The 21,469-nt window shown below is 66.3% G+C and carries 20 protein-coding genes and 1 tRNA gene; 9 read left to right on the top strand and 12 right to left on the bottom strand.

Annotation, left to right across the window (positions count from 1 at the left end):
* Positions 1 to 111 precede the first annotated feature (111 nt).
* The 5 genes from secA (at position 112) to AC1DSC_RS30700 (ending at position 7,496) form a co-directional block, all read left to right on the top strand.
* A complete protein-coding gene (gene secA, locus AC1DSC_RS30720) occupies positions 112 to 2,904 on the top strand; it encodes a preprotein translocase subunit SecA (RefSeq protein WP_015867006.1) in 2,793 nt (930 codons plus the stop codon).
* A gap of 30 nt (positions 2,905 to 2,934) precedes the next feature.
* Complete coding sequence (gene argJ / locus AC1DSC_RS30715) at positions 2,935 to 4,164, top strand: bifunctional glutamate N-acetyltransferase/amino-acid acetyltransferase ArgJ (protein WP_018906804.1); 1,230 nt, start codon at positions 2,935 to 2,937, stop codon at positions 4,162 to 4,164.
* Complete coding sequence (locus tag AC1DSC_RS30710) at positions 4,161 to 5,036, top strand: ATP-binding protein (RefSeq protein ID WP_015867004.1); 876 nt, start codon at positions 4,161 to 4,163, stop codon at positions 5,034 to 5,036. Before argJ ends, AC1DSC_RS30710 begins: the two co-directional genes overlap by 4 nt.
* The gene (locus AC1DSC_RS30705; protein ID WP_015867003.1) at positions 5,033 to 5,485 is read left to right on the top strand and encodes a (deoxy)nucleoside triphosphate pyrophosphohydrolase; all 453 of its coding nucleotides are present in this window, start codon (positions 5,033 to 5,035) and stop codon (positions 5,483 to 5,485) included. The genes AC1DSC_RS30710 and AC1DSC_RS30705 overlap by 4 nt, the downstream gene beginning before the upstream one ends.
* 61 nt (positions 5,486 to 5,546) lie before the next feature.
* Positions 5,547 to 7,496, top strand: coding sequence for an acyltransferase family protein (locus AC1DSC_RS30700; protein ID WP_369663455.1), 1,950 nt, complete (start codon positions 5,547 to 5,549; stop codon positions 7,494 to 7,496).
* Between the two features lie 5 nt (positions 7,497 to 7,501).
* Here the strand turns inward: AC1DSC_RS30700 and AC1DSC_RS30695 are convergent, their stop codons facing one another.
* From AC1DSC_RS30695 to AC1DSC_RS30650, 10 genes are all read right to left on the bottom strand, one after another.
* Positions 7,502 to 7,714 carry a DNA gyrase inhibitor YacG gene (locus tag AC1DSC_RS30695; RefSeq protein WP_015867001.1) on the bottom strand — a complete coding sequence of 71 codons (213 nt, stop codon included), beginning with the start codon at positions 7,712 to 7,714 and terminating at the stop codon, positions 7,502 to 7,504.
* 61 nt (positions 7,715 to 7,775) lie between these two features.
* Positions 7,776 to 8,531, bottom strand: coding sequence for a cell division protein ZapD (gene zapD / locus AC1DSC_RS30690; protein WP_015867000.1), 756 nt, complete (start codon positions 8,529 to 8,531; stop codon positions 7,776 to 7,778).
* Between the two features lie 36 nt (positions 8,532 to 8,567).
* Positions 8,568 to 9,587, bottom strand: a complete 1,020-nt coding sequence (locus AC1DSC_RS30685) for an alginate O-acetyltransferase AlgX-related protein (protein WP_015866999.1) — start codon at positions 9,585 to 9,587, stop codon at positions 8,568 to 8,570.
* A gap of 6 nt (positions 9,588 to 9,593) precedes the next feature.
* Positions 9,594 to 11,087: an MBOAT family O-acyltransferase gene (locus AC1DSC_RS30680; RefSeq protein ID WP_369663454.1), complete on the bottom strand. Its 1,494-nt coding sequence runs from the start codon at positions 11,085 to 11,087 to the stop codon at positions 9,594 to 9,596.
* A 78-nt stretch (positions 11,088 to 11,165) separates the two neighbouring features.
* Positions 11,166 to 11,771, bottom strand: coding sequence for a dephospho-CoA kinase (gene coaE / locus AC1DSC_RS30675; RefSeq protein ID WP_369663453.1), 606 nt, complete (start codon positions 11,769 to 11,771; stop codon positions 11,166 to 11,168).
* Between the two features lie 10 nt (positions 11,772 to 11,781).
* Positions 11,782 to 12,747: a prepilin peptidase gene (locus AC1DSC_RS30670; RefSeq protein ID WP_369663452.1), complete on the bottom strand. Its 966-nt coding sequence runs from the start codon at positions 12,745 to 12,747 to the stop codon at positions 11,782 to 11,784.
* Positions 12,747 to 13,976 carry a type II secretion system F family protein gene (locus AC1DSC_RS30665; protein ID WP_015866995.1) on the bottom strand — a complete coding sequence of 410 codons (1,230 nt, stop codon included), beginning with the start codon at positions 13,974 to 13,976 and terminating at the stop codon, positions 12,747 to 12,749. Before AC1DSC_RS30665 ends, AC1DSC_RS30670 begins: the two co-directional genes overlap by 1 nt.
* A 29-nt stretch (positions 13,977 to 14,005) precedes the next feature.
* Complete coding sequence (gene pilB / locus AC1DSC_RS30660) at positions 14,006 to 15,739, bottom strand: type IV-A pilus assembly ATPase PilB (protein ID WP_015866994.1); 1,734 nt, start codon at positions 15,737 to 15,739, stop codon at positions 14,006 to 14,008.
* A gap of 113 nt (positions 15,740 to 15,852) precedes the next feature.
* Positions 15,853 to 15,929: transfer RNA gene (locus AC1DSC_RS30655), tRNA-Pro, on the bottom strand.
* A gap of 49 nt (positions 15,930 to 15,978) precedes the next feature.
* Positions 15,979 to 16,971 (bottom strand): polyprenyl synthetase family protein, encoded by a 993-nt coding sequence (locus tag AC1DSC_RS30650; RefSeq protein WP_021008896.1) that lies wholly within the window; start codon positions 16,969 to 16,971, stop codon positions 15,979 to 15,981.
* Positions 16,972 to 17,159: 188 nt separating this feature from the next.
* On the opposite strand from AC1DSC_RS30650, the gene rplU reads away from it, so the two are divergent.
* The 4 genes from rplU (at position 17,160) to proB (ending at position 20,078) form a co-directional block, all read left to right on the top strand.
* The gene (gene rplU, locus AC1DSC_RS30645) at positions 17,160 to 17,471 is read left to right on the top strand and encodes a 50S ribosomal protein L21 (protein ID WP_015866992.1); all 312 of its coding nucleotides are present in this window, start codon (positions 17,160 to 17,162) and stop codon (positions 17,469 to 17,471) included.
* Between the two features lie 12 nt (positions 17,472 to 17,483).
* The gene (rpmA, locus tag AC1DSC_RS30640) at positions 17,484 to 17,741 is read left to right on the top strand and encodes a 50S ribosomal protein L27 (RefSeq protein ID WP_015866991.1); all 258 of its coding nucleotides are present in this window, start codon (positions 17,484 to 17,486) and stop codon (positions 17,739 to 17,741) included.
* A gap of 70 nt (positions 17,742 to 17,811) precedes the next feature.
* Positions 17,812 to 18,900, top strand: a complete 1,089-nt coding sequence (gene cgtA, locus AC1DSC_RS30635) for an Obg family GTPase CgtA (RefSeq protein WP_015866990.1) — start codon at positions 17,812 to 17,814, stop codon at positions 18,898 to 18,900.
* Between the two features lie 38 nt (positions 18,901 to 18,938).
* Positions 18,939 to 20,078: a glutamate 5-kinase gene (gene proB, locus AC1DSC_RS30630; protein ID WP_015866989.1), complete on the top strand. Its 1,140-nt coding sequence runs from the start codon at positions 18,939 to 18,941 to the stop codon at positions 20,076 to 20,078.
* Positions 20,079 to 20,143: 65 nt separating this feature from the next.
* Here proB and AC1DSC_RS30625 read toward each other — a convergent pair whose 3' ends face one another.
* Positions 20,144 to 20,674 carry a CNP1-like family protein gene (locus tag AC1DSC_RS30625; RefSeq protein ID WP_015866988.1) on the bottom strand — a complete coding sequence of 177 codons (531 nt, stop codon included), beginning with the start codon at positions 20,672 to 20,674 and terminating at the stop codon, positions 20,144 to 20,146.
* Between the two features lie 16 nt (positions 20,675 to 20,690).
* On the bottom strand, positions 20,691 to 21,362 hold the full coding sequence (locus AC1DSC_RS30620) for an RNA pyrophosphohydrolase (protein WP_015866987.1): 672 nt from the start codon (positions 21,360 to 21,362) through the stop codon (positions 20,691 to 20,693).
* Positions 21,363 to 21,469 lie beyond the last annotated feature (107 nt).

Raw genomic sequence — 21,469 nt, 5'->3', positions numbered from 1 at the left:
GCCTTCTTCGGAGCTTGCATTCGAAGAAGATGCGCCCAACTGCTTTCACCATATCTTAGGGAATCCGGTCGCAGTGCCTGCCTGGTCAGGTGCACGCCCATCTCCACGCCAATGGCAACCAACTTCCTGACCCAGATTTTCGGCAGTCGCAACGACCGGCTCCTCAAGCAGTATCGCAAGACGGTGGAGCGCATCAATGCACTCGAACCCGAATTCGAGAAGCTCAGCGACGATGGGCTGCGCGCCAAGACCCAGGAGTTCAAGGACCGCATCGCCAAGGGCGAAACCCTCGACGACCTGCTGCCCGAAGCATTCGCCACCGTGCGCGAAGGCTCCAAGCGCGTCATGAAGATGCGCCACTTCGACGTGCAGCTGCTCGGCGGCATGGCCCTTCACAACGGCAAGATCGCCGAAATGCGCACCGGCGAGGGCAAGACCCTCACGGCCACGCTGCCGGTGTACCTGAACGCGCTGTCCGGCAAGGGCGTGCACGTGGTCACGGTGAACGACTACCTGGCCAACCGCGACGCCCAGTGGATGGGCCGCCTGTACAACTTCCTGGGCCTCACGGTCGGCATCAACCTGCCGCAGATGCCGCGCGAGGAAAAGCAGCAGGCCTACGGCAGCGACATCACCTACGGCACCAACAACGAGTACGGCTTCGACTACCTGCGCGACAACATGGTGTACGAGCCCGGCGACCGGGTGCAGCGCATGCTGAACTACGCCATCGTCGACGAGGTGGACTCCATCCTGATCGACGAGGCCCGCACGCCGCTGATCATCAGCGGCCAGGCCGAAGACCACACCGACCTCTACCTGGCCATCAACAAGGTGGTGCCCCTGCTGACCAAGCAGGAAGGCGAGGCCGATCCGCGCACGGGCGAGGGCGTCACGGTGCCGGGCGACTTCACGGTCGACGAAAAGACCCACCAGGTGTTCCTGACCGAAGACGGCCACGAGAAGGCCGAGCAGCTGCTGGGCGAATTCAAGCTGCTGCCCGAAGGCGCGTCGCTCTACGACCCGGCCAACATCACGCTGATGCACCACCTGAACGCCGCGCTGCGTGCACGGCACCTGTATCACCGCGACCAGCATTACGTGGTGCAGCAGGGCGAAGTCGTCATCGTCGACGAATTCACCGGCCGCCTGATGACGGGCCGCCGCTGGAGCGACGGCCTGCACCAGGCCGTGGAAGCCAAGGAAGGCGTGCAGATCCAGGCCGAGAACCAGACGCTGGCCTCCATCACCTTCCAGAACTACTTCCGCCTGTACGGCAAGCTGGCCGGCATGACCGGCACGGCCGACACCGAAGCCTACGAGTTCCAGGAAATCTACGGCCTCGAAACCGTCATCATTCCGCCGAACCGCCTCAGCAAGCGCGACGACCAGCTCGACCGCGTCTACAAGACCACGCGCGAGAAGTACGAGGCGGCCATCCAGGACATCCGCGAGTGCTACGAGCGCGGCCAGCCCGTGCTGGTGGGCACCTCGTCGATCGAGAACTCCGAAATCATCGACGGCCTGCTCACCCAGGCGGGCCTGCCGCACCAGGTGCTCAACGCCAAGCAGCATGCGCGCGAAGCCGACATCGTGGCGCAGGCCGGCCGCACGAAGATGATCACCATCGCGACCAACATGGCCGGCCGCGGTACCGACATCGTGCTGGGCGGCAACATCGAGAAGATGATCGAGGCCATCGAGAACGACGAAGGCCGCGACGAAGCCACCAAGGCAGCCGACATCGCGCACGTGCGCGACGAATGGACCCGGGACCACGAGTTCGTCAAGTCGCTGGGTGGCCTGCGCATCATCGCGACCGAGCGCCATGAGTCGCGCCGCATCGACAACCAGCTGCGCGGGCGTTCGGGCCGCCAGGGCGACCCGGGCTCCTCGCGCTTCTACCTGAGCCTGGACGATCCGCTGATGCGCATCTTCGCGGGCGACCGCGTCAAGGCGATCATGGACCGCCTCAAGATGCCCGACGGCGAGGCCATCGAAGCGGGCATCGTCACGCGCAGCATCGAGAGCGCGCAGCGCAAGGTCGAGGCGCGCAACTTCGACATCCGCAAGCAGCTGCTCGAGTACGACGACGTCTCGAACGATCAGCGCAAGGTGATCTACCAGCAGCGCAACGACATCCTCGACGCGGCCGATCTCTCGGCACAGATCGCGGCGCTGCGCGAAGGCTGCTTCACCGACCTCGTGCGCCAGTACGTGCCGGCCGAGTCGGTCGAGGAGCAGTGGGACCTGCAGGGCCTGGAGAAGACGCTTTCCAATGAATGGGGCATCGACATGCCCCTGAAGCAGCAGGTCGAGGCGGCCGAGGCCGTGAGCGACGAGGACATCGTCGACATGGTGGTGAAGGCCGCCAACGACAGCTTCGATGCCAAGGTGGCGCTGATCGGCCAGGAAAACTTCACCCAGTTCGAGCGCATGGTGCTGCTGCAGAGCATCGACACGCACTGGCGCGAGCACCTGGCCTCGCTCGACTACCTGCGCCAGGGCATCCACCTGCGCGGCTATGCGCAGAAGCAGCCCAAGCAGGAGTACAAGCGCGAGGCCTTCGAGCTCTTCGGCCAGCTGCTCGACTCGGTCAAGAACGAAGTCACGCGCCAGCTCATGACGGTGCGCGTGCAGTCGGGCGAGCAGCTCGAGGAGGCCGCCGATGCGCTCGAGAGCCGCGGCGAGAACGTCTCGAACATCACCTACAGCGCGCCCACCGAGACCGGCGAGGTCGAGGTGCGCCTGGACGAGGAAAACCAGCGCCGCATCGCGGCCGCGGGACTGGGGCTGGGCACGCTCGGCGCCGAGGCCGCGGCCTTCGCGCGCGTCGGCCGCAACGATCCCTGCCCCTGCGGCAGCGGCAAGAAGTACAAGCACTGCCACGGCAAGCTCAGCTGACCCAGAAACTCCAGAGAAGAGAAAACCGCCATGCCCGTGAACCTGTCCGCCCCTGATCCTGCCGCCTTGTTCGCGGTGCCCGGCGTCCGCATCGGCGTGGCCGAAGCGGGTGTGCGCAAGGCCAACCGCAAGGACCTGACCGTCGTGCTGATCGACGAAGGTTCCGCGGTCGGCGGGGTGTTCACCCAGAACCGTTTCTGCGCGGCGCCGGTGCAGGTCTGCCGCGACCACCTGGCGGCCGGCTACGGCATCCGCGCGATGGTCATCAACACCGGCAACGCCAACGCCGGCACCGGCGAAGACGGCCTGATGCGCACGCGCTCCACCTGCATCGCTCTCGCGCGCCAGCTGGAGATCGCGCCCGAGCAGATCCTGCCGTTCTCCACCGGCGTGATCATGGAGCCGCTGCCGGTGGACCGCATCGAGGCCGGCCTGCCCGCCGCGCTGGCCGACGCGGCGGAGAACCACTGGGCGCGTGCCGCCGAAGGCATCATGACCACCGACACGATCCCCAAGGCGTTCAGCCAGCGGGTCCAGGTCGGCGGCGCCACCGTCACCATCACCGGCATCAGCAAGGGCGCCGGCATGATCCGCCCGAACATGGCGACCATGCTGGGCTTCATGGCGACCGACGCGAAGATCGATCCCTCGCTGATCCAGCCGTTGGCCCGGCGCCTGGCCGACGCCTCGTTCAACCGCGTGACCATCGACGGCGATACCTCGACCAACGATTCCTTCGTGGTCATCGCCACCCAGAAGGCCGCGCACGCCGCCATCACCTCGCTCGATTCGCCCGAGGGCAAGGCCCTGGTTGACGCCATGCAGAACGTCGCGCGCCTGCTCGCGCAGGCCATCGTGCGCGATGGCGAGGGTGCCACCAAGTTCATCACCATCCAGGTCGAAGGCGGCCGCAATGCCGCCGAGTGCAAGCAGGTGGCCTATGCCGTGGCGCATTCGCCGCTGGTCAAGACGGCCTTCTATGCGAGCGACCCGAACCTCGGCCGCATCCTCGCGGCGGTCGGCTACGCGGGCATCGAGGACCTCGACCAGACCGGCATTGACCTGTTCCTGGACGACGTGCACGTGGCCGTCAAGGGCGGGCGCAATCCGTCCTACCGCGAGGAAGACGGCCAGCGCGTGATGAAGCAGAGCGAGATCACGGTGCGCATCGGCCTGGGCCGCGGCAACGCCAGCGAAACCGTGTGGACCTGCGACTTCAGCCACGAATACGTGACCATCAACGCCGACTACAGGTCATGAACGAGCAGTTCCAGAAGCTGATCGAGCGCGCCGAGCAGCTGATCGGCCGCATCGAGTCGATCCTGCCGCAGCCGCTCGCGGCCCCCGCCGACTGGAACGCGTCGATCGCCTGGCGCTACCGCCGCCGCAGCTCGGGCCATGGCGTGCTCGAGCCCGTCAGGCACGTGGCCGCCATGGCGCTCGACAGCCTGAAGGAAATCGACGTCCAGAAGGAAAAGATCGAGCGCAACACGCGCCAGTTCGTCGAGGGCAAGCCGGCCAACAACGTGCTGCTGACCGGCGCGCGCGGCACGGGCAAGTCGTCGCTGATCCGCGCCTGCCTGCAGGCCTATGCGCCGCAGGGGCTGCGCTTGATCGAGGTCGACAAGGCTGAACTCACCGACCTGCCCGACATCGTCGAGGTGGTGTCGCAGCGGCCCGAGAAATTCATCGTGTTCAGCGACGACCTGAGCTTCGACGAGGGCGAGCCGGGCTACAAGGCGCTCAAGTCCATTCTCGACGGCTCGATCGCCGCGGCCACGCCCAACGTGCTGATCTACGCGACCAGCAACCGGCGCCACCTGCTGCCCGAGTACATGAAGGACAACCTCAGCTACACCCACACCGAGGACGGCGAAGTCCATCCCGGTGAGGTGATCGAGGAAAAGATCTCGCTGTCGGAGCGCTTTGGCCTGTGGGTCAGCTTCTATCCGTTCAGCCAGAACGAATACCTGGCCATCGTCGCGCAGTGGCTGTCGTCGTTCGGCGTCGACGCCGCCGCCATCGAGGCGGCGCGGCCCGAGGCGCTGGTCTGGGCGCTGGAGCGCGGATCGCGCAGCGGCCGCGTGGCCTACCAGTTCGCGCGCGACTACGCCGGGCGGGCGACGGCATGAGTGCAGAGCAAGGCCGCAAGCACACCGAGGTGGCCGTTGGCGTGCTGATCCGGCCGGCCGACGGCGCGCTGCTGCTGTCCACCCGGCCCGAGGGCAAGGCCTATGCGGGCTTCTGGGAATTTCCGGGCGGCAAGATCGAGGCCGGCGAAACGGTGGAGCAGGCGCTGCGCCGCGAACTGGAAGAAGAACTCGGCATCACCATCGCGGGCGCCGAGGTCTGGAAGATCACCGAGCACGACTATCCGCATGCGCTGGTGCGGCTGCACTGGTGCAAGGTCACGGCCTGGAGCGGCGAGTTCGAAATGCGCGAAGGCCAGGCCATGCGCTGGCAGCAACTGCCGCTGGATGTGGCGCCGGTGCTGCCGGGCGCCTTGCCGGTGCTCGAATGGCTGACCCAGGAGCGCGGCCTGCCGGCCTCGGCGGCGCTGGCGGTCTCGACGCTGGCCTGATGGACGGGGCCGCGCGGGCGGGCGGACGCGCGCAGCCGGCGCTGCGGGCCTGGAGCACCAGATGATGCACCCCAAGTACCGCCCCGACATCGACGGCCTGCGCGCCGTGGCGGTGGCCTCGGTGCTGGCCTTCCATGCGTTTCCCGATGCATTGCCGGGGGGCTTCATCGGGGTCGACATCTTCTTCGTGATCTCGGGCTTCCTGATCACGACCATCATCATGCAGAGCCACGCGGCCGGCGACTTCAGCTACCGCGACTTCTACGCGCGGCGCATCCGGCGGATCTTTCCGGCGCTCACGCTGGTGCTGCTGGCCACGCTCGCCTTCGGCTGGTATGCGCTGCTGCCCAGGGAGTTCACCGAACTCGGCAAGCAGGCAGCGGGCGGCGCGGCCTTCATCGCCAATTTCGTCTTCTGGGGCGAGGCCGGGTACTTCGACACGGCGGCCGAGACCAAGCCGCTGCTGCACCTGTGGTCGCTGGGCATCGAGGAGCAGTTCTACATCTTCTGGCCCATGCTGCTCGCGCTGGCCTGGCGCCGGCGCTGGCCCATTCTTCGGCTGCTGTGGGTGCTCGCGGCGGTGTCGTTCCTGGTCAACGTGCTGACCATCCACCCTTACCGCACGGCGGCCTTCTACTCGCCCGCTTCGCGCTTCTGGGAGCTGATGGTGGGCGGCATCCTGGCCTGCATGCGCCTCAAGGCCGCGGGCAAGGTGCCGGCCTGGCGCAGCCACCTGCAGTCCTGCCTGGGCGTGGGGCTGATCGTGCTCGGGCTCGTGATGACCCGCAGCGACAAGGCCTTTCCAGGCTGGTGGGCGCTGCTGCCCACGCTGGGCGCGGCAAGCTGCATCGCGGCCGGGCCTGCGGGCCTGCTCAACAGGCATGTGCTCGCGAGCCGGCCGATGGTGTGGATCGGGCTCATCAGCTATCCGCTCTACCTGTGGCACTGGCCCTTGCTGGTGTATGCGCGCATCGTGGAAGAGGGCGAGCCGGCGGCGTGGATCCGCGCATGCCTGGTGCTGGCGAGCGTGGCGCTGGCCTGGTTCACCTATCGCTTCGTCGAGCGCTTCACCCGGGCGCGAGCCCAGGCCGGCATGCTGCGTTCGCTGGTGGCCGGCAGCACGGCGATTGCGGTGGCCGGCCTGCTGGCGCTGGGCGGCATGCCGCCGCGCAACGGCAGCGACCTGCTGCGCAAGGTGACCGACGCCACCGTGGACGACAACTACTACGCCGGCTTCGAGCAGCAGAAGATCGGCGCCTATCCGGTCAAGCGCGTGGGCAGCGGGCCGCGCACGGTCCTGCTGATCGGCGACAGCCACATCCTGCAGTACGCACCCCGCGCCCTGGCGCTCGCGGGCAGCGCGCCCGAGCGCATGGCGACCACGTACTTCTCGACCTATGGCGCCTGCCCGCCGGTGCCCGGCATGGTCGCCGAAGGCAACCCGGGCTGCGAGAAGGCGCGCGGCGAGATGCTGGCGCTGGCGCTCGATCCGCGGATCGACACGGTGGTGGTGGGCGGCTGCTGGAACTGCTATTTCACGGGCAACTTCCCGCTGCCCTTCTACTTTCGCGAAGGCGATGCGGCCTACCTCGTGAACAACGGCGGCGAAGGCCTCGGCCGCTCGCTGGCCTCGCTCGAGAAGCTGCTGGCCGAACTGGTGCGGCACAAGAAGAAGGTCTACCTGCTGCTGGACAACGCCGGCGGCCCCGAGTTCGAGCCGCGGCGCCTCATCGAAGGCAGCCGCATGGGGCGCATGGTGGCCCTGCACAGCACGCCCACGGCGCCCCTGCCGCCGGACCAGGCGCGGCTCAACGAGCAGCTGAAGGCCCTGGCGCGGGCCAGCGGCGCGGAGCCCATCGACGTGATGGCCAGGCTTTGCACCGGCGGGCAGTGCCTGCGGGCAACGCCCGACGACGCGCCGGTCTACAAGGACCGGGAGCATCTGCGCCCGGCCTATGTGCGCGGCCATGCGGACTACCTGGACCGCATCCTGCTCGCGCCGCAGCCGTAGCGCGCCTACTGGACTTTCTTCGGATCGCCGAAAGGCTCGTCGTCGGCCGGCGCTTCGGCCGGCATCCGGAATTCCTCGCTGGCCCAGGCGCCGAAATCGATGCCCTTGCAGCGTGCGCTGCAGAACGGGCGGTAAGGGTTGCGTTCGGCGTAGACACTGTCGCCGCCACACGAGGGGCAGCGGACGATCCGCTCGCCGATCTTGTTCACGTCGCTCATGATGGGATGGATAACCTTCGTGCTTGCCCTGCGGTGCGCGCCCTGGAGACGAGCCGGCGGCTCAGGCGCAGAGCGTGAGTTCGAATGCGACGTCGTCGCTGCTCGGGTGCAGGCGGTCGTCGGCTTCATGCCGCATCATCCGCACCGACACCATGAGCCGGTTGCCGCTGATTTCGGGAATCAGCCCCAGTTGCGGATCGATGCGCAGGCGCAGCAGCTGGAAGCTGCGCCCCTGCGGCAGGTTCTGCTGGAATTGTCCGCTGGTGGCGATGACCTTGTAGGGCACGTCGGCATCGCGCAGCAGCTTGAGCAGCAGGTAGATGGATTCGGCCAGCGGCGAGAGTGTGGCCGACCAGCGTTCGAGGTCGGCGCGGCGGCTGGCCGCGCTGCGGTGCTGCCACGCGTAGTAGGCGGGCAAATCGAATTCGCAGGTGCCGCCCGGAATGCCCGCGCGGCTGCGAATGCTCATGAGCCATTCGTTTTCGGTCAGCGACTGGCCGGCCTTGCCGGCAACGGCATTGAGCGTGGCGAAATTGCGTTCGAGCTGGCCGACCACCTGGTCGAGCACGGCCTCGGCAATGGCGGGATTGCCGCGGTAGCTGTTGAAGACGTTCTTGTGCTTGTCGAGGTCGCGCATCACGTCGGCCTTGAGGTCGGCGCGCGCGGCGACATCCATGATCTCGAAGATCGTGACCAGCGCGTAGTGGTGCGAGAGCGCGGACTCCGAGGGCACCAGCTCCCCGAGACGGCGGAACAGGTGCTCCAGCCGCAGATAGGTGCGGATGCGCTCGTTGAAGGGGTACTCGTAGAGGATCACGCGGTTCTATAGCTTTCCTGTCGAGCCATCATAGCTTCAGGGCGATTTCGAGGGAGGCGTCGGCACCACCTCGCGCACGGCCGCCAGCATGCGTTCTCCCAGCGCGAGCTGGCCGTGCATGGACATGTGGGTGTCGTTCGAGAAATAGAAGTCCCGGATCTGCGTGTGCTTTTCGCGCGTGAACGCAAAGAGATCCGGTCCTGGCAGCCCGGACGTGCGGAACCCGGCTTCGAAATCCTTCGAGTAGTCGGGCTTCAGGTACACGGTGGTCTTGTTGGGAATCACCATCCACATGATAGGAAGCTTGCTGTGCGCCTTTGTGAAATTCTTCATCCATTCCAGGTGCGCAAGGGTCAGCGGCCCATTGTCGTCATCTTCAGCGAAAAAGGGCATCTTGTCGCATGAGCGATGCGAAAAGAGCTTGCAACCATCGGGCACCGGGCGCACCCAGGTGTTCCAGTCGAAGTGGATGTCTGTTGCAGACTTTTTCGCTTTCCAGGTGTTGTAGTAGGTGGTGATGCCGGTCAGGAACTGCACGTTCCAGTTGGGCGCGGGGCTCGGCACGGTCTCGTCGGGCGTGATCAGCGGATGGTCCATGGCGTCGTAGGGCCGGATCATCTTCTGGCACTTCATGCTGTCCTTGGTACGGTCGCCGAACAGGCGTTCCACGCTCTCGATGATGATCAGCTTGCCCTTGAAGCCCGTGCGCTCGACCCACTGGTCGAAGTCGCTGCACAGCGCGTTCTCGTACTGGCCCCAGTAGGTGGTCGAGACGCGGTAGCCGGCCCTGGTGAGCACCGACTGCCAGCGGAAGGTCATGGAGAAGCTGTCCCCGATCACCATGATGTCGGCCTGGTCCACGGGCGTGCCCTTCAGGTAGGCGGGGTCCACCTTGGGCGGCGGGGCGGTCCAGCCGAATTCGCGCTCGGACAGGCGGCCGATCCGCGTGAGGTCGCCGTAAGGCACGGGGCTGGTGAGCGAAACGATCCACAGCACCATCAGGACGATGTAGCCGGTCAGGAAGAACCGCAGCCAGACTTTCGCGGGCGTCGTCATGTCGAATCAGAATTGGAAGTAGAGGAACGGGCTGTAGTTGCCCAGCTTCGAGACGCACCAGGCGAAGAGCGCGAAGGTACCGATGGCCAGCACGGCCGAGGAGCACCAGGCCATGACGCGCTGCCCCGCCACCGCCTTCGGGTGGGGAATCCAGCGCTCGAGCGTGATCGTCGGCGGCAATGCGAGGCAGATCACGATGCCCACGAGCATGGTCTGGAAGAACTCGGGCTTGCGGAACGGAACCGGCCCCAGCTCGCTGAACGCGGAAGGCGGTGCGCCATGCAGGCCGAGCATGCCCTTGTAGATGGCCATGGCCGTGTGCAGGCCGTCGGCGCGGAACACGATCCAGGCCAGCACCACGCACAGGAAGGTCAGGAACCAGCCCAGCACGTGCGCGACCGGCCCCGCCGGAATGTTGCGGCGCACCTTGGCGTTCCAGAGGTGGTTGATCATCAGGAACACGCCGTGCAGCGCGCCCCAGATCACGAAGGTCCAGGCGGCGCCGTGCCAGAGGCCGCCCAGCAGCATCGTGAGGAACAGGTTCAAGTAGCGCCGCGCCGGGCCCTTGCGGTTGCCGCCCAGCGGCACGTAGAGATAGTCGCGCAGGAAGTTCGACAGCGAGATGTGCCAGCGCCGCCAGAATTCGATGATGTTGGTCGACTTGTAGGGCGAGCGGAAATTCAGCGGAAGCTGCACGCCCAGGCACAGCGACAGGCCGACCGCCATGTCCGAATAGCCCGAGAAGTCGAAATAGATCTGCAGCGTGTAGGCGAGCGCGCCGAACCACGCGGTGTAGAGCGTGGGCTCGATGCCCTTGTGCACGCCATTGAACATCATGTCGGCGTACTGGCCCACCGGGTCGGCGATCAGCAGCTTCTTGGCGAGGCCGAAGGTGAAGATCGCAATGCCGAGCGCCACCTTGCTGGGGTCGAACCGGTAGGTGGCCGCATTGGCGAACTGCGGCATCATCTGCGCGTGGTGCAGCACCGGGCCCGCGATCAGGTGCGGAAAGTAGGTGACGAACAGCACATAGTGGATGAAGCTGCGCTCATGCACCTTGCCCTGCCAGCAGTCGACCAGGAAGGCGATCTGCGTGAAGGTGTAGAACGAGATGCCGATCGGCAGCACGATGTGCAGCAGCGGGATCTGCGACAGGCCCGCCGCGGCCAGCCCGTCGTTCACGTTCGAGACGAAGAAGTTGGCGTACTTGAAGACCGCGAGCACGCCCAGGTTGACCACCAGCGCCAGCACCAGCAGCGACTTGCGCTTGCGGTCGTCCCGCTCCGGCGCGGGCGACAGGCGCAGCCCGAACCAGTAGTTGATGCAGATCGACGCCACCAGCAGCGGCAGCGCCTTGACGCTCCACCAGCCGTAGAAGAACAGCGAGGCCAGGGCGAGAAAGCCCGCGGCGGACCGGGCGTTGCGCTTGCCGATCAGGAAGAACCCGATCAGTACCAGCGGGAAGAAGACAAAAATGAAGGGATACGAATTGAAAAGCATCGCAGGAGGTGAGGGCACTCCGGCGAGCGCCTTTTTTGTCTTGGTCGTTGTGCGGCCGCTCTGGCGGCCAGTCTCGGATTATCGCGTGCCGGGCGGAACCCACCGCTTCCAGAGACTCCGGACCTCTGCAGCGAGTTCCTCCAGCGAGAGCGACTCGTTGAAAATGACCGCGTCCGCGGCCGCCCTGCGCAGCCCGCGCGGCGCCTGCTGGGCGATCACCGCGCGCACCGCCTCGGGCGTCCAGCCGGAGCGCGCCACCACGCGCCGCAGCTGCGTTTCCTCGGTGGCATCGACCACCAGCACGCGGTCGACCCGGGCCCGCCAGCGGCCGGATTCGACCAGCAGCGGCACGTCGAAGACCACCACCGCGTCGGGGCCGGCGTTGGAGGCCATGCGCTCGGTCTCGGCGCCGATCAGCGGATGCAGGATCGATTCGAGGCGCTTTTTGGCGCTGCTGTCGGCGAACACGAGCTGACGCATCGCCGCGCGGTCGAGTCCGCCGTCCGCCGCGATGACGCCGCGGCCGAAGGCGGCCTCGAGGGCGGGCATCGCGATGCCCGCGGGCATCGCGATGCGGCGCGCGATGGCGTCGGTGTCGACCAGCACGGCGCCTTCGGCGACCAGCAGGGCCGCGACCGTGCTCTTGCCGCTTCCGATGCCGCCCGTGAGGCCGATGCGCCGCATCACGCGCTCCTCAGCGGGCGAATGCGCCGAGCGGGAAGGCGAAGGGAATCCATTGCCTCACGAGCTCCGGGCCCGCCACCAGGCAGACCAGGCCGGCACCGGCAAGAAAGGGACCGAAGGCCATCGGAATGTCCTTGTGCGCCAGCTTCCCGACAAGGCGCAGCGTGAGGCCGATCACGGCGCCCACCAGCGATGAGACCAGGATGATGGCAATGAGGTAGTCGGCCCCGAGCCAGGCGCCGAGCGCCGCCAGCAGTTTGAAGTCGCCATATCCCATGCCTTCCTTGCCCGTGGCCAGGCGATAGCCATGGTACACAAGCCACAGGCTCAGGTAGCCGAAGACGGCGCCCCAGACCGCCGAGCTCAGCGCGGTGCCGGTCCAGCCCATGGCCGCGCCGACGAGCCCGAGCCACAGCAGCGGATAGTTGAGCGCGTCGGGCAGGAACTGGGTGTCGAAGTCGATCAGGAACTGGCAGATCAGGAAGGCCGCGAACGCCGCCCAGAGCGCGCCGGTGGGCGTGAGGCCGAAGCGGTAGGCGCACAGCGCGAACAGCGCGCCCGTCACCAGCTCCACCAGCGGATAGCGCGGGCTGATGGACGTGCCGCAGGCGGCGCAGCGGCCCCGCAGCACCAGGTAGCTCAGCACCGGGATGTTCTGGTACCAGCGGATCCTGTGGCCGCAGGCGCCGCAGCGCGAGGCCGGCCGGGCGAGGTCGAAGGGCGGCAGCGCCTCGATGGCCGCGGCCGCCTTGTCCGCCGCGGCTTCGAGCCCGGCCGGCGGCTGCGCCTTGGGCCCGAACACCAGCGCCCAGAGCGACGGGACGTCCTTGGACGACATCAGGTTGGCCACGGCATCGGCCAGCCAGCCCCGGTACATCATGACCGGGGTGCGGTAGATCACCACGTTGAGAAAACTGCCGACCAGCAACCCGAGGACGCCGGCGAAAGCGGCGTCGAACTCCTGCGACACCAGCATCAAACGACCTGGCCCAACTTGAAGATCGGCAGGTACATCGACACCACGATGCCGCCGATGATCACGCCCAGGAACACGATGATGATGGGCTCCATCAGGCTCGAGAGGCCGGCCACCATGTCGTCCACCTCGGACTCGTAGAAGTCGGCGGCCTTGCCGAGCATGTGGTCGATCGAGCCGGATTCTTCGCCGATGGCCGTCATCTGGATCACCATCGAGGGGAACAGGTTGACGTTGGTCATGGCCGTCGTGAGGCTGGTGCCGGTCGAGACTTCCTGCTGGATCTTGGCCGTGGCGTCGCCGTAGACGGTGTTGCCCGAGGCGCCGCCCACCGAGTCGAGCGCCTCGACCAGCGGAACGCCGGCCGCGAACATGGTCGCAAGGGTGCGGGTCCAGCGGGCCACGCACGACTTCTCGATCAGCGTACCGAAGATCGGCACGCGCAGCAGCGCGCGGTCCATGACCCGCTGCACGCGTTCGTTGCGCTTCCAGGCCTGCAGGAAGAAGTAGGTGCCGCCGCCGACCACGCCGAAGATCAGCCACCAGTAGGAGACGAAGAATTCGCTCATGGCCATCACGAACAGCGTGGGCGCGGGCAGGTCGGCGCCGAACGAGGTGAACACCTGCTTGAAGGCCGGAATCACGAAGATCATGATGATGGCCACCACCACGAACGCGACCACCACCACGGAGGTGGGATACATCAGCGCCGACTTGATCTTCGACTTGATCGCCTCGGTCTTTTCCATGTAGGTGGCCAGGCGGTCCAGCAGGTCTTCCAGGATACCGGCCGCTTCGCCGGCTTCCACCAGGTTGCAGTAGAGGTTGTCGAAGTACTTCGGAAACTTGCGGAAGGCGGACGACAGCGAGGTGCCGGTTTCCACGTCGCTGCGGATGTCGTTGAGCAGCTTGGCCACGCTCGGGTTCGCATTGCCGCGGCCCACGATGTCGAAGGACTGCAGCAGCGGCACGCCGGCCTTCATCATGGTTGCCAGCTGGCGCGTGAAGATCGCGATGTCCTTGGGCTTGATGCTCTTGCCCGAGCGCATGCGGCGCTTCTTGATCTTGGACGCCAGGACGCCCTGGCGCCGCAGGGCGGCCTGCACCTGGTTCTCGCCGGCGGCCCGGAGCTCGCCGCGCACCAGCTTGCCGTTGCGGTCCTTGCCCTCCCACTCGTAGACAAATTCCTTGAGCGTGTTCGAGGTGCGGGTGGATGCCACTGTTGCCATTCGATCTCCGATTTCTTGCAGTGTGTTCGTTATTCGTTGGTGACCGCCACCACTTCTTCGAGTGAGGTGAGCCCTTGCATGACTTTTCGCAGGCCCGATTGCCGCAGCGAGCGCACGCCCTCGGCCTCGGACTGGCGTGCGATGTCGAGTGCGCTGCCGTCGCGCAGGATGATCGCCTGGATGGCTTCCGAGATCGGCATCACCTGGTAGATGCCGACCCGGCCCTTGTAGCCGTTGCTGCACGCCGCGCAGCCGACCGGCCGATAGGGCTTCCAGGTACCGTCGAGCTGTTCTTCCTTGAAGCCCGCATCCAGCAGCGCCTGGCGCGGCATGTCGGCCGGCGCGCGGCATACGTGGCACAGGCGCCGCGCGAGCCGCTGCGCCGTGATCAGGATCACGCTGGAGGCAATGTTGAACGGCGCAATGCCCATGTTGCGCATGCGCGTGAGCGTGGTCGGCGCGTCGTTGGTGTGCAGCGTCGAGAGCACCAGGTGGCCCGTCTGCGCGGCCTTGATCGAGATGTCGGCGGTTTCGAGGTCGCGGATTTCGCCGACCATGATGATGTCGGGATCCTGCCGCAGGAAGGCGCGCAGCGCCGCCGCGAAGGTGAGCCCGGCGCGCTCGTTGACGTTCACCTGGTTCACGCCGGGCAGGTTGATTTCGGACGGGTCTTCCGCCGTGGCGATGTTGACGCCGGGCTGGTTCAGCAGGTTCAGGCAGGTGTAGAGCGACACCGTCTTGCCCGAACCCGTGGGGCCCGTCACCAGCACCATGCCATAGGGGCGGCCGATCGCATGCAGCAGGCGCTCCTTTTCGTCGGCGTCGTAGCCCAGTGCGTCGATGCCCAGGCGCGCGCTGCTCGGGTCCAGGATACGGATCACGATCTTCTCGCCGAACAGCGTGGGCAGCGTGCTGACGCGGAAGTCGATCACGCGGTCGGGCCCGATCTTGAGCTTCATGCGGCCGTCCTGCGGCACGCGCTTCTCCGAAATGTCGAGCCGCGAGATGACCTTGATGCGCGAGGCCAGCTTGTCCTTGATGAGCGTGGGCGGGCTCGCGATCTCGCGCAACTCGCCGTCGATGCGAAAGCGCACCCGGTAGTTGTGCTCGTAGGGCTCGAAGTGGATGTCCGAGGCCCGCATGCTGACACCGTCGAGCAGCATCTTGTGCAGGAAGCGCACGACCGGCGCGTCCTCGACCTCGGCGATGGCCTGTTCGTTGGCATCGCCCGAGGTGTCCGCCGAGACGTCGTCGAACTCGAACTCGGCGCCGACGATGCTGTTGATGGTTTCCGCCGCAGTGACCGCGGCGGCTTCGATCATGCGCGAGAGCTTGTCGTATTCGGCAATGACCCAGTCCACGCCCATCTGGGAGGCGAACTTGATCTTTTCCACCGCCTGCTGGTCCGAAGGGTCGGCCGTTGCAACAATGAGACGGTTGTTGCGCTTGCTGAGAACCACGATCCGGTAGGCGTGGCACAGCTTCGGGTCGAGCAGGTCCTTGGGCAGGCGCTGGTGGTCGATGGCGTCCAGGTCCAGCAGCGGCGCGCCGAAGGCGCTGGACAGCGTGTGGGCGAGGTCGGCGGCCGAGACGGCGCCGCTGCCGGTCAGCTCGGCAATGAAGCTGGTGCGGCCGCTCAGCGACTTTTGATAGATGTCTTCCGCGGTCTTCGCAGGAAGCTTGCCGGCCGAGACCAAGGCACGCGCAAGACCCGGGAGGGCGATTTGCGTGTTTTCTTTAACAGGAAGTTCGGCAGCAGCCATTCAGCGAATTGCAAGAGATGTGAAAAAGTGCTTCACGATCATCGCTGAACCACCCGTCCCTGTAAATCGCTACGCAGCAACAGGCACGGGCATTATTTGTGCCAGCCAAAGGCTGGTCGGGGTGAGAGGATTCGAACCTCCGGCCTCTACGTCCCGAACGTAGCGCTCTACCAGGCTAAGCTACACCCCGATTGGTTGCAAAAAAAGAGAATTCGTCCTTGCCAACTCTTGTGAGGTGTTCAGGCACGTCGCTCAAGCAACTGAGCCGCCAATTGTAGCAAACCGTCGGCATGCAAATTGGACGGGAAGTCGCGCAAGGCATGAATTGCGCGTTTTGCCTCGTCGGCCGCGGCGGCGCGCGAGGCTTCCAGGGCGCCCGTGGCGTGGACGATTTCGACGATCTTGCCCAGCTGGGCGGTGTCGCCGGCCTCGATGGCCGCACGCACCAGCGTCGCCTGCGCGGGGCTGCCGCGACGCATGGCGAAGATCAGCGGCAGCGTGGTCTTGCCTTCGCGCAGGTCGTCGCCCACGTTCTTGCCCGTTTCGTGTGCGTCGCCGGCGTAGTCGAGCACGTCGTCGATCACCTGGAAGGCCGTGCCCAGGGCCTGGCCGTAGGTAGCGCAGGCTTCCTCGACTTCCGGCGTGGCGCCCGCCAGCACGGCGGCCAGCCGCGTGCTGGCCTCGAAAAGCTTGGCGGTCTTGGAGCGGATCACGCGCAGGTAGGCGGATTCGTCCAGCGTCGCGTCGTGCATGTTCATCAGCTGGAGCACTTCGCCTTCCGCGATCACGTTGGTCGCCTCCGCCAGGATCTGCATGATGCGCATGTTGTTTGCATCCAACATCATCTGGAAGGCGCGCGAATAGAGGAAGTCGCCGACCAGCACGCTGGCCGGGTTGCCGAACGATTCGTTGGCGGTCGGGCGCCCGCGCCGCAGGGTCGATTCGTCGACCACGTCGTCGTGCAGCAGGGTGGCCGTGTGGATGAACTCCACCACCGCCGCCAGGTTGAAGCGCTGCTCGCCCGTGTAGCCGAGCGCGCCGGACATGAGCAGCAGCAGCGCCGGGCGCAGGCGTTTGCCGCCCGCGGAGATGATGTACTTCGACACCTGGCTGACCAGGGGCACGCCCGTGTCGAGGCGCTGCGCGATCACACGGTCGACTTCGACCATGTCGCCGGCGATCAAATCCAGCACGGTGGCGGTGGGGGAGGTATCGGCGGCGTGGACTGGCAAGGCGTTTGCGCGCGGCGCGTCTGAATGCGAAAGTGACAGCGGCACGAGGCCGGAAGGCGCAGATTATAGGGAGGAGCGCGCGCCGTCCCGGCGGCGCCTTGGCTCAAACCATGTTAGCGCGTGCAAACCGTGCTAGAATCTTGGGCTCTGCGGAATTCGCCGTAGAGCTCATTCCTTAAGAGGTTCACATGTACGCGGTCATAAAAACCGGCGGCAAGCAGTATCGCGTTGCTTCCGGCGAAAAAATTAAAGTAGAACAGATTGCTGCGGATGTAGGCCAGGAAATCGTGATCGATCAGGTTCTTGCAGTCGGCAACGGCAGCGAAATCAAGATCGGTACGCCCCTGGTGTCCGGCGCAACGGTGACAGTCACGGTACTGTCGCACGGCAAGCACGACAAGGTCGGCATCTTCAAGATGCGCCGTCGCAAGCACTATCAGAAACGTCAAGGCCATCGCCAGCAGTTCACGGAACTGCAAATCGGCGCGATCGCTGGCTAAGGAGCAGATTCCATGGCACAGAAAAAAGGCGGCGGCTCAACGCGAAACGGGCGCGATTCCAAGCCCAAGATGCTCGGTGTGAAGGCCTTCGGCGGCGAACTGATCAGCGCAGGCTCGATCATCGTGCGCCAGCGCGGCACCCAGTTCCACCCCGGCGTGAACGTCGGCGTGGGCAAGGACCACACGCTGTTTGCACTGGTGGACGGCCACGTGTCGTTCGGTGTCAAGGGCGCACTGAACAAGCACATGGTCAACGTGACCCCGGCATAAGCCCGAGTCACTTCGATCAGCTCGAAGCCCCGCTTTGTCGGGGCTTCTTCATTTGTACACTGGATACCCCATGAAGTTCGTCGACGAAGCCTTCATCGACATCGCCGCAGGCGATGGCGGCAACGGCTGCGTGTCGTTCCGTCATGAAAAATACAAGGAATTCGGCGGCCCCAACGGCGGCGACGGCGGCCGCGGCGGCCACGTCTACGCGGTGGCCGATTCCAACCTCAACACCCTGGTCGACTTCCGCTATTCGCGCCGCCACGAGGCCAGGCGCGGCGAGCACGGCATGGGCTCCGACATGTTCGGCGCCGCGGGCGACGACATCCTGCTGAAGATGCCGGTCGGCACCATCATCAGCGACGCCGAAACCGGCGAAGTGCTGTACGAGCTGCTGAAGGAAGGCGAGGTCGTCACCATCGCCAAAGGCGGCGACGGCGGCTTCGGCAACATGCGCTTCAAGAGCGCCATCAACCGCGCGCCGCGCCAGAAGACCCCGGGCTGGCCGGGCGAGAAGAAGAGCCTCAAGCTCGAGCTCAAGGTGCTCGCCGACGTCGGCCTGCTGGGCATGCCCAACGCGGGCAAGTCGACCCTGATCAGCGCCATCTCGAACGCGCGCCCGCGCATCGCCGACTATCCCTTCACCACGCTGCACCCGAACCTCGGTGTCGTGCGCGTCGGCCCGGAGCAGAGCTTCGTGGTGGCCGACCTGCCGGGCCTGATCGAAGGCGCATCCGAAGGCGCGGGCCTCGGCCACCTGTTCCTGCGCCACCTGCAGCGCACGCGGCTCTTGCTGCACGTGATCGACATGGCGCCGTTCGACGATGCGGTCGATCCGGTCGCCCAGGCCAAGGCCATCGTCGGCGAGCTCAAGAAGTACGATGCCGCGCTCTATGAAAAGCCGCGCTGGCTGGTGCTCAACAAGCTGGACATGGTGCCCGCCGACGAGCGCGCCGCGCGCGTGAAGGACTTCGTCAAGCGCCTGCGCTTCAAGGGCCCGGTGTTCGAGATCTCCGCGCTCACGCGCGAAGGCTGCGAGCACCTGGTGCAGGCCGTGTACCAGCAGGTCAAGGCGCAGCAGGCGGCTGAACACGTGCCGGTCGAGGTCGATCCGCGCTTCGTCGAGCTGCCGCCCGATACTTCTTCCTCCTCCTCCTGACGCTCCGCACCCCGCATTCACGACCGCCACGCCCCTCCATGACCTCGAACTCCGGATCCACTGCCTTGCGGGATGCCCGCCGTATCGTCGTCAAGGTGGGCTCCAGCCTCGTGACCAACGAGGGGCGCGGTCTCGACGAGGCCGCCATCGGCGAATGGTGCCGGCAGCTGGCGGTGCTGGTGCAGGGCGGCCGCGAGGTGGTCATGGTGTCCAGCGGCGCCATTGCCGAAGGCATGAAGCGCCTGGGCTGGCGCACGCGGCCGCACGAGGTGCATGAACTGCAGGCCGCCGCGGCCGTCGGGCAGATGGGCCTGGCCCAGATGTACGAGACCAAGCTGCGCGAGAACCGGATCGGCAGCGCCCAGGTACTGCTGACCCATGCCGACCTGGCCGACCGCGAGCGCTACCTCAATGCGCGCTCGACGCTCGTCACGCTGCTCGGGCTGGGCGTGGTGCCGGTCATCAACGAGAACGACACCGTCGTCAACGACGAGATCAAGTTCGGCGACAACGACACGCTCGGCGCGCTCGTGGCCAACCTGGTCGAAGCCGATGCGCTGGTGATCCTCACGGACCAGAAGGGCCTCTACACGGCCGATCCGCGCAAGGACCCGCAGGCCAAGTTCGTGCACGAGGCCGCGGCCGGCGACCCGGCGCTCGAAGCCATGGCGGGCGGGGCGGGCTCCAGCCTCGGCCGCGGCGGCATGATCACCAAGATCCTCGCTGCCAAGCGCGCGGCCGGCTCGGGCGCCTCCACCGTGATCGCCTGGGGCCGCGAGCCCGATGCCCTGCTGCGCCTCGTGCGCGGCGAATCCATCGGCACGCTGCTGGTGGCGCAGACCGCCAAGCACCAGGCGCGCAAGCGCTGGATGGCCGACCACCTGCAGCTGCGCGGCGCGGTCACCGTCGATGCCGGCGCGGCCGCCAAGGTGCGCGCCGAGGGCAAGAGCCTGCTGCCGATCGGCATGACGGGCGTCTCGGGCGAGTTTTCGCGCGGCGACGTGATCGCCGTGCGCGACGCCGACGGCGTGGAACTCGCCCGCGGCCTGGCCAACTACTCGAGCGTGGAGGCCCGGCTTTTGTGCCGCAAGCCCTCGTCGGAATTCGAGCGGCTGCTGGGCTACGTGGCGGAGCCGGAAATGGTCCACCGCGACAACATGGTGCTGATGCGCGGCTGAGGCCGGGCCGGAATGGAAAACGAGGCCTTCAAGGAGGCCCCGTTCGATCGTTCTGCCGCCTTGCCCTATTGCAGCTGGCGCGCCGGGTCCCGCATGTTGGTGACCATGTCCTTGACCGAGACGCGGGGCGCATGGCCGCGGCACAGACCCTGCTGCGCCAGCTGCCTGGCGTAGCTCGAGTTCAGGTCGCGGAAGCTCTTCCACTCGGACCGTTCGACCTTGCTCCAGGCGCCGTTGTTGAATCGCGCGTAGCTCTTCACCTCGTCGGTCGAGCAGCGCACGCCCTCGTAGAAAGCGTTCAGCGCCGCGTCCCCGCCGCTGCGGCTGGTGGCGACCACCACGTAGCGCACCACGCCGTCGCCGGTGATGGTGATGGTGGCCGGATCGACGCCGAACTTCAGCGACATGTAGGGCGGCATTGCGATCGGCTCGAGACGCTTGACGTCGAAGGCCGGAGGCGGAGGCGCTTCGCTTTCCTTCCATTCGGCATCGGTCTCATAGCGCTTGGGCGGCGGCGGCAGGCCGGCCTGCGCCCAGTCGGGGTTGTCCGTGTCGTGCGGGCCCGATGCGCATCCGGCCAGCAGGGCCAGGCACACGGCGAGCAGGGCGCCCTCAGCGCTGCGACGGAAGGAAAGGCGCTTTGTTGTGGGGAGGAGGGGAAGGGTCATCGCTCGCAGAAGTAATGTCGGGATGCGGATCGAAACTGCCGCCGGGCGGCAGGTCCAGCCCCGCGGGCGCGCCGCCGTCTGGCATGTGGCGCTCGAACTCCCGGGCGCGCACGTTGCTGCGCAGGAAGCGGTTGCGGAAATCCTGCCGCGGCAGGTAGCGAGCAAGCTCGGTCAGTGCCATCTCGTAGACGCCGCGTTTGAATTCGACGACCACATCGAGCGGCACCCAGTAGTCGTGCCATCGCCAGGCGTCGAATTCGGGGTGGTCGGTCGCGCGCAGGTTCAGATCCCAGTCGTGACCGATCAATTGCAGCAAATACCAGATTTGCTTCTGGCCCTTGTAGTGGCCCCGTGCGTCACGGCGAATGAACCGATCCGGCACCTCGTAGCGCAACCAGTCACGGGTACGGGCCACGATGCGCACGTGCTCCGGATGGAGTCCGACTTCCTCGTGCAGTTCCCGGAACATGGCTTGCTCGGGACTTTCGCCGCGGTCGATGCCGCCTTGCGGAAACTGCCAGGAATGCGTGCGTATGCGTTTGCCCCAGAAAACCTGGTTTCTCTGGTTGAGCAGGATGATGCCGACGTTGGGCCTGAAGCCGTCCCGGTCGAGCATAATCAAACCCCAATTTTTGAACTGAGTCGATTATGCATGCCGGGTTGCACACGGCAAGCGGCCAGTTCGAGGCCCGCGGGTTCCCGGAGGTCTCTCCGCCGGCATCC

This window comes from Variovorax sp. 01N425 (assembly GCF_056399465.1).
This window is presented reverse-complemented; position numbering and strand designations above follow the sequence as displayed.